General features: G+C 63.4%; 5 protein-coding genes and 1 pseudogene. All 6 read right to left on the minus strand.

The window, feature by feature from the left end; translation table 11 throughout:
- A pseudogene (locus tag DBR18_RS29670) lies at window positions 1–119 on the minus strand (triphosphoribosyl-dephospho-CoA synthase MdcB); the annotation flags it as partial.
- Window positions 119–1,789, minus strand: a complete 1,671-nt coding sequence (gene mdcA / locus DBR18_RS21655) for a malonate decarboxylase subunit alpha (protein ID WP_108591849.1) — start codon at window positions 1,787–1,789, stop codon at window positions 119–121. The gene mdcA and the pseudogene DBR18_RS29670, both read right to left, overlap by 1 nt.
- 280 nt (window positions 1,790–2,069) lie before the next feature.
- Window positions 2,070–2,435 (minus strand): DUF6124 family protein, encoded by a 366-nt coding sequence (locus DBR18_RS21660; protein WP_108591850.1) that lies wholly within the window; start codon window positions 2,433–2,435, stop codon window positions 2,070–2,072.
- Between the two features lie 532 nt (window positions 2,436–2,967).
- Entirely contained in the window at window positions 2,968–3,438 is a 471-nt protein-coding gene (locus tag DBR18_RS21665) for a chemotaxis protein CheW (protein WP_027610587.1), read from the minus strand.
- Window positions 3,431–9,331 (minus strand): Hpt domain-containing protein, encoded by a 5,901-nt coding sequence (locus DBR18_RS21670; RefSeq protein WP_108591851.1) that lies wholly within the window; start codon window positions 9,329–9,331, stop codon window positions 3,431–3,433. The genes DBR18_RS21665 and DBR18_RS21670 overlap by 8 nt, the downstream gene beginning before the upstream one ends.
- A gap of 11 nt (window positions 9,332–9,342) precedes the next feature.
- On the minus strand, window positions 9,343–10,234 hold an 892-nt coding region (locus tag DBR18_RS28430), incomplete at its 5' end, for a methyl-accepting chemotaxis protein (protein WP_177482418.1).

A 10,234-nucleotide genomic window follows, 5' to 3' on the forward strand; every position in this document is an offset into this window, starting at 1 on the left:
CGATCGACCAGTGCCGGTTTCGGCGACAGATCGGCTTCGTCGATCAGCGCGTCCACCGCCAGATCGGCCAGGCGTTCGCTCAGGCTCAGGGGTTGCGCTTGCAGGTTGAGTGCGTGCATTACCAGCTCCTGAATTTGGCGGGCGGGTTGTAGAGGCCGCCGGACCACTCGACCAGATCGGCCACGCTTTTCGCCGCCAGCAGTTCGCGGGTGGCGTCGGTGCGGCGGATGCCGAGGTCTTCGGGCAAGGCGATCAGGCCTTCGCGGCGCATGCGTTCGGTGTCTTTGGGGTTGTGGCGCAGACCGATGGCGGTGACGCCGGCCACCGCTGCGATCATCGCCTGACGCTCTTCCAGCGAGCGCGCCTTGTACAGGTAGGCGATGCCTTCTTCGGTGAGCAGGTGAGTGACGTCGTCGCCGTAGATCATGATCGGCGCCAGCGGCATGCCGCTTTTCTTCGCCACTTCCACCGCGTCGAGGGTTTCGACGAAGGTCGGTTTGCCGCCCTCCTGGAAGGTCTCGACCATTTGCACCACCAGTTTCTTGCCGCGCTCGAGCATCGGTTGCTGCGCGTCGTCGTGGCGCATGTCGAGCCATGCCGGGGTGCCGTGACGGCGACCGCGCGGGTCGTGGCCCATGTTCGGCGCACCGCCGAAACCGGCGAGACGACCACGGGTGACGGTCGAAGAATGGCCGTCGCCATCGACCTGTAACGTCGCGCCGATAAACAGATCCACCGCATACTGCCCGGCCAGTTGGCAGAACATCCGGTTGGAACGCAGCGAGCCGTCGCGACCGGTGAAGAACACGTCCGGGCGCGCGGCGATGTAGTTTTCCATGCCCAGTTCGGTGCCGAAGCAATGCACGCTTTCGACCCAGCCGCTTTCGATGGCCGGGATCAGCGTCGGGTGCGGGTTGAGTGTCCAGTTGCGGCAGATCTTGCCTTTGAGGCCGAGGGATTCGCCGTAGGTCGGCAGGATCAGCTCAATGGCGGCGGTGTTGAAACCGATGCCGTGGTTGAGCGACTGCACGTTGTGTTTTTCGTAGATCCCGCGAATCGCCATCATCGCCATCAACACGTGCACCGGTTTGATGTGCCGTGGGTCGCGGGTAAACAGCGGCTCGATGTAGAACGGCTTGTCGGCGACCACCACGAAATCGACCCACGAGGCCGGGATATCGACGCGCGGCAATTCGCTGACGTCATCCACCAACTGGTTGACCTGAACGATGACGATGCCGTCGCTGAAGGCCGCCGGTTCGATCAGTGCCGGGGTGTCTTCGGTGCTGGGGCCGGTGTAGATGTTGCCGGCGCGGTCGGCCATGAACCCGGCCGAGAGCACGACGTTGGGGATCAGGTCCACCACCAGCCGCGCGTAGAGTTCGATGTAGGTGTGAATCGCGCCGACTTCCAGCAAGCCGTCTTCGAGCAACTGGCTGATGCGCAGGCTTTGGGTGCCGGCGAAGGAGAAATCGAGCTTGCGGGCGATGCCGCGTTCGAACAGGTCCAGGTGCTCGGAGCGACCGACGCTGGGCATGATCATGTGCAGATCATGCAGCTTGGCCGGGTCAGCCTTGGCGAGCGAACGGGAAAGGAAATCCGCCTGCTTCTGGTTGTTGCCCTCCAGCACCACCCGGTCGCCGGGATGGATCAGCGCTTCGAGCGCGGCGACGATCCTGTCGCTGGGCAGTACCACACCGTCGGCCAGCCCGCGCACCTTGTCGAGGCGCCGCTGCTTCTCGTCACGCCGCCGCGTCCAGCGCGAGTCGGGGGAAATTGTTGTTGTCATGCTCACTCCACGGGGTTCGCTGTCGTGGAGCCAAGTTAGGCGTGTGAGCGGGGCGCATCAATCAAGCGCGGTGGTGAATCATTACGCTGAGCGTAATGGTTGAGATAGCTATCGCGAGCAGGCTCGCTCCCACAGGGTTTTGAGTTGCTCAATACTTTGTGAAAACCCAAATCCCCTGTAGGAGCTGCCGAGTGAAACGAGGCTGCGATCTTTTGATCTTCAGAATCAAGGTCAAAAGATCGCAGCGTGCCGCAGCTCCTACAGGGGAACGCTGCGCTTTTCAGTCCGTCGGTACCAATTTGTCGAGCACCCGATTCACCGCCATTTCCGCCACCATCACCACCTGGGCGATGCCCTGCAATGTCTTGCGCTGTGAGCCTTCCACGGTGGCCGCGTGATTGTTGAGCATGACCGTGGCCGAGCCGAGGCTTTCGCTGGCGTCGGCCAGCAGGGATTCGCTGTCGGCGTTGGGGTTGGCGATGTACAGCGTGTTGGCGGTGTAGGGTGTGGCGATGACATCGGCGAGGGTCGGGCCGAGGTAATGGTCGAGGGCGCGTTCGGCGGCTTCGTGGAATTTCTTCGAGTCGGGGGATTCGTAGGGGGATGCCGGGTCGGTGGGCGGCGGGTTTGGCGTTACTTTGAACATTTACCAGATCCTCAATCGGGCTAGCCACCGCTTCTCTACTAAAAGAAGTGGAGGCAGCTGTGCGCAGGTTAGTAGACCGGGGATCTGGGAAACCGGCGCGCCCGAAGGCGCCCTGCGCACAGCCACCAAAAAGTGCAGGTAAGGAGTACCTGACTGTCTGATGGGCTACACACCCCAAATATGACGGGCTACTAAACCCGATCACTGGAAATCAGTGACGGGATCAAGTTACGCAGCCTGCCGAGGGCGCACAAGCCGGCGGATTCTGGTGCATGCGTAGGCAGTGGCGCAAGGATTTGTAGGCTGGTGAGGCGTAACACTTGGTGTCTTTAAACAGCTGTGCCAGAAGATGTTTATTACACTGCAGGAATTGAAGATTTGCCTGTAAGAATTTGATGACTCAACTGGCCCTATCGCTGGCAAGCCAGCTCCCACAGGGTTTTGTGGAGTTCACAAAATTTGAATACAACCCGGACACTGTGGGAGCTGGCTTGCCAGCGATGAGGCCAGTCAAAGCACCACAAACTCTGGATCAGTGAACCAGCCCAGCCTCCACCAACAACTGCTCCAACCCCAACAAATCCGGCACCTTGGCCACCTGCTCCCCGACCTGCACCGCCGCCTGCTCCAGCGCACACAACGGCACATCGACATAACTCAACTGACTGTCGAGCTTGTACGAGCGCGGGATCCCCTGCACCAGCAGCGCAATGAATTTGAGCTGCGGCAAGCCGCCAAGGGCATTGAGGATGACGATCCGCGCGCGTTCGCCGATGACGATTTTCTGCCCGCAGGCCGACTCGAAACTCAGCAGCGGAATCTGCCGCTCACGCCAGCTCACCCGCCCCAGATACCACGGCGGTGTGTCGAGGTCGAAGGCGCTGGCCTGGTAGTCGATCAGCTCGGCGACGGCGACGTTGGGCAGGATCAGGTTGCGGTCGGCCAGCGGCAGCAGCAGGCCGGTGAGTTGGCTGGTGCGCGCGTTGTGGCGGCGCTCATGCATGTTTCTTGCTCCAGTGGGCAATGCTTTCGAGCAGCACCGATTCCTGATACGGCTTGCCGAGGTAGTCGTTGACGCCGATGGCCATCGCGCGGTCGCGGTGTTTCTGCCCGGTGCGCGAGGTGATCATGATGATCGGCAGGTGTTGCAGGCGTTCATCGTTGCGCACCTGGGTGGCGACTTCGAAGCCGTCCATGCGCGGCATTTCGATGTCGAGCAGCATCAGGTCGGGCATGTGTTCTTCGAGCAGCAACATCGCGTCGACACCGTCCTTGGCGGTCAGCACATTCATGCCGTGGCGTTCGAGCAAACGGCTGGTGACCTTGCGCACGGTGACCGAGTCATCGACCACCAGCACCAGCAGTCGCTTCTGCGGTTCGCTGTCGATTTCCGCCTGCGCCGGACGCTGCGCAACCCGCGCCTGCATCGCGCGGATCGGCGCGAGCAGATCAAGAATCAGCACCACCCGGCCATCGCCAAGAATCGTCGCCCCGGACACGCCCTGCACCGCCGCGAACTGCGGGCCAAGGCTCTTGACCACGATCTCGCGAGTGCCAGCCATCGCATCGACCTGCACCGCAATATGCCGATCATTGCACTGCACCAGCAGCACCGGCAACGGCAGGCTCTGGCCGAGCAGTTTCGGCCGCGGCGCGGTTTTCAGCAGTTCGCCCAAGTAGCACAACTCGTAGCGCTGTCCGGCGTAGTGATAGCTCGGCGGATCGTTGCGGTAGTGCGCTTCCAGATCATTCGGCAACACGCGGACGATGCCTTCAATGGTGTTCAGCGGAATCGCGTATTGATCCTCGCCGCACTGCACCATCAGCGCGCGGTTGACCGACACGGTGAACGGCAGACGAATGCGGAAATGCACGCCCTGCCCCGGCACCGAGTCGATGCTCATGGTGCCGCCGAGCTGGCGGACTTCTTCGTGCACCACGTCCATGCCGACGCCGCGCCCGGAAATCTGGGTGATCTTTTCCGCGGTGGAAAACCCCGGCTGCAGGATGAACTGCAGCACGTCGCGGTCACTGATCTCGGCGTCCGGCGCCAGCAAACCGCGCTTGATCGCCTTGCGCCGCACCGCATCCAGCGGCACCCCGGCGCCATCGTCGCGAATGTCGAAAACAATGTCGCCGCCCTCGCGGGTCAGGTCCAGGGTGATCGTGCCCTGCGCCGGTTTGCCCGCCGCCAGCCGCACTTCGGCAGACTCCAGACCATGGTCGACGGCGTTGCGCAGCATGTGTTCCAGCGGCGCAACCATGCGCTCCAGCACATTGCGATCCATCTCGCCTTCGGCGTTGCCTATGATGAACGCAACGTCCTTGTTCAGCTCTTCGGCGACCTGCCGGACGATGCGTTTGAGGCGCGGCAGCATCCGCTCGAACGGCACCATGCGCGTGCGCATCAGGCCTTCCTGCAATTCGGTGTTGATCCGCCCCTGTTGCTGCAACAGGTTCTCGGCGTCGTGGTTGCGGCGGTCGAGGGTTTCCTTGAGATCGAGCAGGTCGGAGGCGGATTCGAACAGCGCCCGCGACAATTGCTGCAACTGCGAATGGCGGTCCATTTCCAGCGGGTCGAATTCTTCGTAACCGAGGCGTTCGGCATCGACTTGCTGACGGCTGAGAATCCGCCCCTGGGTTTCGGTGTCGAGCCGGCGCAACTGATCGCGCATGCGTTCGATGGTGGTTTCCATCTCGTTCAGCGCGGTTTGCGCATCGCTGACTTGCTGCTCGATGCGGCCACGGAAAATCGAGGTTTCCCCGGCCAGATTGACCAAATCATCGAGCAGTTCGGCGGAGACTTTGACCATGTCCGCGCCGGCATCGGCGGCCGGTGCGGCAGGCTCGGTCTTGGCCGGAACCGACAGCAGCGGTGGCGTGTCCGGGGTCGCCGGGTGGCTGAAATTCTGGATCGCGCTGATCAGCCGATCTGCCGGCGGGCACGGCTGCCCGGCGCGTACGCCGTCGAGCATCTGCGCCAATCGGTCATGCCCGCGCTGCACCAACGCGAACAGTTCGGCGGACGGTTGCAGCACACCGGTGGCGAGGCTTTCGTAAAGGTATTCCAGTTCATGGGCGAGGTCGCCGATCGGGCCGATCTCGACCATCCGCGCACCGCCCTTGAGGGTGTGCAGATCGCGCAGCAGGGTTTCCACTTCCTGGCGATTGCCCGGCTCGGCCTGCCAGCGCAGCAACGCGGCGCCGGAGTTTTCGATGATGTCGAAACCTTCTTCGAGGAAGATTTCCAGCAGTTCCGGGTCATGTGCGGCGCTGTCGTGATCGGCGGCCGGTTGCGCCGTTTCGGCAGTGCCGGAGGCGCCCTGGCGGAACTGGCGGATTGTATCGATCAGATCCTGCGCCGGGCGCAGTGGTTGATGCGCCTGCAACTGCTCCAGCAACAAGGCCAGGCGATCATGGCCCTTGTGCAGCAAGCGCCCCAGCGCCTCGCTGTGACTGTAGCGACGATCCACCAGCCCTTCGTAAAGGCTTTCCAGCTCATGGGCCAGATCGCCGATGGCATCGACCTCGGCCATTCGCGCGCCACCCTTGAGGGTGTGCAGATCACGCTGCAAGGACGACAGCGGCGCAGCGTTCTCCGGGTCACTCAACCAGCGTTGCAAGGCTTGGCCGGCGCTGTCGAGGATGTCCACCGCTTCTTCGAGGAAGATCTCGACGATCTCGTCGTCCGGCGCCGTCTCGGCATTGGCGTGGGACAGTTCGGCGGTGGCGGCGCCCAGCTCATGGATGCTCAAAGTGCGGCTGCCGTCGCTGCGGATCAGCCCCATCGCCGTCGGGTCGAGGCTTTCATCGAGCAGTTCGTGCAAGGCGCGGATGCGCTGCGGCTGCGGGGTGATTTCCTGGCCGGCGGCCAGTTCGTCGAGCATGTTGATCAGCGCTTCGTGGGCGTTCTGTGCCTCGTGGAAAAACCTGTCGCTGACCGCCAGGCTGCTTTCTTCGACGGCGCCATACAGGTCGAGCAAGGCTTCGCAGAGCACGTCCACCGGCAGCAGATCGGCGAGGTGTGCGCCTTCGCCGAGGGTGGTCAGTTCATCGAGCAGCGCGCTGAGTTCCTGACGCTCGCCGGGGTGCTGCTGCCAGCGCTGCAACAGGCTTTCGGCGTCGAGCAGGATGTCCATGCCCTGGGCTAGGAAGTTGTTGATCAGTTGCGGATCGCGCTTGATCCGCAGGCCGGTATTGGGTGCGCTGAGGATCGCTTCCAGGCGTTCGGCGAGCAGCGTTTCGGTGCGTTTGATCAGCGACTGCGCACCGACAATCGGCGCCAGCGGATCGTGCTTGAGCTGGCGCAAACCAACGCGGAACAGGCCTTCGGCTTCAAGGAGCAATTCCACTTCATCCAGATCCATCGGCAACTGATGCGCCTTGAACTCGCGCGCCAGTTTATCCAGCGGCGCCGCCAGTTCGGCAATCGGCAACACACCGGCCATCGAGGCACTGCCCTTGAGCGTGTGCAAGGCGCGCTGCAATTCGTCGCTGGCCGGCAGCGGCACATGTTCGGCGGCCTGATCGAGGAAGCGGTTGAGGCTGGCGAGGTGGGTTTCGGCCTCGTTGCGGAAAATTTCCAGCAACAGCGGGTCGAGGGCCGCCACATCCTCGACGTCTTCGGCCGCCAGCGGCTCGACGCCTTTGGCCAGCGCATGCGCGCGGGCCGCCAGTTGATCGACATCGCTGCGCTGACGCTGGCGCTGCGTGGCGAATTCGCTGATCAATTCCGGCAGCAGCAACACCGTGTCAGTGAGCAACTGCTGCACCTGCGCGCCGGGTTCGACGCTGTGTTCCAGCACGCGGTTAAGCAGGTTTTCCACGGCCCAGGCCAGCTCGCCAAGGATCAGCGCACGCACCATGCGCCCGCTGCCCTTCAGGGTGTGAAAGGCGCGGCGCAGTTCGGTCAGGGCGGCGCGGTCATGGGTGTCGGCCGTCCAGCGCGGCAGGTATTCGTGCAGGACTTCAAGCACCTCGTCGGTCTCTTCGAGGAACACTTCGCGCAGTTCATCGTCCACCGGTTCCTCATCGGCCGGGGGCGGCATCAGGCTGCCGGGGGTGATCAAGGCTGGCGGGTTGACCGCCGACACCGGGCTGGCCAGCACCTCGGCCAGCGACTGCACGGTCTCGGGGTCATCCAGCGCTTGCAGGTCCTGCATCACCAGCGCTTCGCTGGGGCTGAGTACGTCGTCGAGCAGCGGCACGTGCGGCTCATGTGGAAAGAACCCCAGGCTGGCGAGGCTCTTTTGCGCGACATCCAGCAGTTGTTCATTGGGCGCTTGCGGGTCGTCGCTCAGGCGTTCGAGGTAATACTCGAGGCTGGTGATGACGTCGGCGAGATGGTCGAGTTGCTGCCAGCCCGGCTCGTGTGGATCGAGCAGCAAATGCTCGCGAATAAAGCTGTTGCAGGCCTCGACCAGACTCGCCGCCCGGCTCAGAGGAATCATCGCCAGCGCGCCGCGCACCTGAGTCAGCAACTCCGGCAGCGGTTGCAGTTGCTGGCGATCCCAGTCGGCGTCGATGTAATCGACGATCATGTCCTTGGCCTGTTGCAGGCAGATGCGTGCTTCCTTGATCACGATCTGATGAATCTGCGTCAGGTCGGTGGTCGGCAGGCGTGCGTCTTCGGGGCTTTCCGGCTCTACGGTGCCGACCATTCCGGCGAGGTTGGCCTCGACGTAAAGCAGCGCGCCGGCAACGTCCATCAGGGTTGCGTCATTCGGTTCGCGCTGGCCTTGGGCGAGGCTGAGCACCACCGCCAGTTGATCGATGATGACCTTGCGCGGCTGGCCGAAACCGAGCACTGCGAGGGTGTCGGCGATCTGCCGCAGCGGCGCCAGCAGGCTTTCCAGGTCGGAGGTGTGCTGACGGTCGCTACGGACGAACAGGTCGAGACGTTCCTTGACCCGCACCAGCTCTTCGCACAGCGCCGCCAGCACCGAGCGCATCGCATCGCGGTCGGGGCCGGCCAGGCGCGCGCGTTCTTCGTCGACCATCGCGCTGTCGGGCAACGCGTCGTCCAGGGAGTAGCGATCTTTCATGGTCAGCATCTGCCCGGTGGGATGTTCGGCTTTGGCAATATAGAACAGCAGGCTTTTCAGCAGCTCCGGCGGTGGCGGCTGATTGAGGCCGCGCAGGCCTTGTTCGAGCAGGCGCTTGAGTTCCTTGTCGGCGTCCTTGAACAAACTGCGCAGCGCCGGGCTGTTGGCGATGGCGCCTTCGCACATGCCTTCGACCAGCGCGGAAGCGACCTGCCACAGCGGGCTCAACGGCGCATCGGCGCTGAGCGCTTCGAGGCGCTGGAAGACTTTCGCCAGGTATTCGAGGTGGGTCTGGTCATCCTGCTCGCGCAGCAAACCGACCAGCGCCATTTGCAGCATCTGGCGCAACTTGCGCAGCACGTTGGGCCACTCGGCCGGCTCCAGCGCGGCCAGGGCCTCTGCGCTCAACGGCGGCAAGTCCTGCAGTGGCGGGCTGAACAGGCTGGTTTCCGAGAGCAGGCTGTCGCCGCGCGCACTGCGCAGGTCGTTGATCAGCGGCAGCACCACCAGCGGCAAGTCGCGGCGGGCGCTCTGCACGCGGTCGAGGTAGATCGGCAATTGCCCGAGGGCTTGCAGCAGCAGGTGCAGGGCTTCGTCGCGGTGGCTGACGCGCTCCTGCTGCAGGGCTTGGACCAGATGCTCCATCTCTTCGGCCAGCAACGCCGCGCCGTAGAACTCGACCATCTGCAAACTGCCGTGCACCTGATGAATATAGGCCAGGCACTCATCCAGCCCCGACGCGGCCTGCGGGTCATCGAGCACCGCTTCAATCGCCTGATGCGCCTGTTTCAGCGTTTCGGCAATTTCGCCCTTGACCCATTCGAGGGCCACGTAGTCGTGCCGATCACCCATAACCACTCCACTCACGCCTTGTCCGTCGCGGACGCCGACGGCAAGGTGAAACCGGATACCGAACGGCGCAGCTGACTGGCCATTTTCGCCAGATTGCCGATGCTCTCGGCGGTGGCGGTGGAACCGGACGAGGTCTGCGAGGTGATCTGCTGGATCACGTTCATCGTCAGGGAAATCTGCCCGGCCGAAGACGTCTGCTGCTGCGCCGCGTTGGAGATGCTCTGGATCAGCGCGGCAAGGGTCTTCGATACGCCTTCGATTTCTTCCAGGGCCACCCCGGCATCCTGCGCCAGTCGCGCGCCGCGCACCACTTCGGTGGTTGTCTGCTCCATGGAAATCACCGCTTCGTTGGTGTCGGTCTGAATCGCCCGCACCAGGGTTTCGATCTGCCGGGTGGCGGCGGACGAACGTTCGGCCAGTCGCTGCACTTCATCGGCAACCACGGCAAAACCGCGCCCGGCATCCCCGGCCATCGACGCCTGAATCGCCGCGTTGAGGGCGAGGATGTTGGTCTGGTCGGCAATGTCGTCGATCAGGCTGACGATGTCGCCGATTTCCTGGGACGACTCGCCCAGACGCTTGATGCGTTTGGCGGTGTCCTGAATCTGTTCGCGGATGTTGTCCATGCCGTGGATGGTGTTGTGCACCACCTCGTTGCCCTTGTTGGCGATCTCCACCGAACGCTCGGCCACCGCTGAGGATTCGGCGGCATTGGCCGAGACCTGATCAATCGACTGGGCCATGTCGCTGATCGCGGTCGAGGCTTCAGAGATCTGCTGCGCCTGATGCTCCGAGGCCTGGGCCAGGTGCATGGCAGTGGCCTGGGTTTCCTGCACGGCGGCCGCCACCTGGCCGGCGGTGAGGTTGATGGTCGCGACCAGATCGCGCAGTTGATCGACCGAG

This window comes from Pseudomonas sp. HMWF021 (assembly GCF_003061005.1).
Taxonomy (GTDB): Bacteria; Pseudomonadota; Gammaproteobacteria; order Pseudomonadales; family Pseudomonadaceae; genus Aquipseudomonas.

Excerpts from the sequence above, each read along its gene's own strand:
- mdcA (WP_108591849.1), bottom strand. The coding sequence starts at position 1,789 with ATGACAACAACAATTTCCCCCGACTCGCGCTGGACGCGGCGGCGTGAC.
- DBR18_RS21660 (WP_108591850.1), bottom strand. The coding sequence starts at position 2,435 with ATGTTCAAAGTAACGCCAAACCCGCCGCCCACCGACCCGGCATCCCCC.
- DBR18_RS21670 (WP_108591851.1), bottom strand. The coding sequence starts at position 9,331 with ATGGGTGATCGGCACGACTACGTGGCCCTCGAATGGGTCAAGGGCGAA.
- DBR18_RS21665 (WP_027610587.1), bottom strand. The coding sequence starts at position 3,438 with ATGCATGAGCGCCGCCACAACGCGCGCACCAGCCAACTCACCGGCCTG.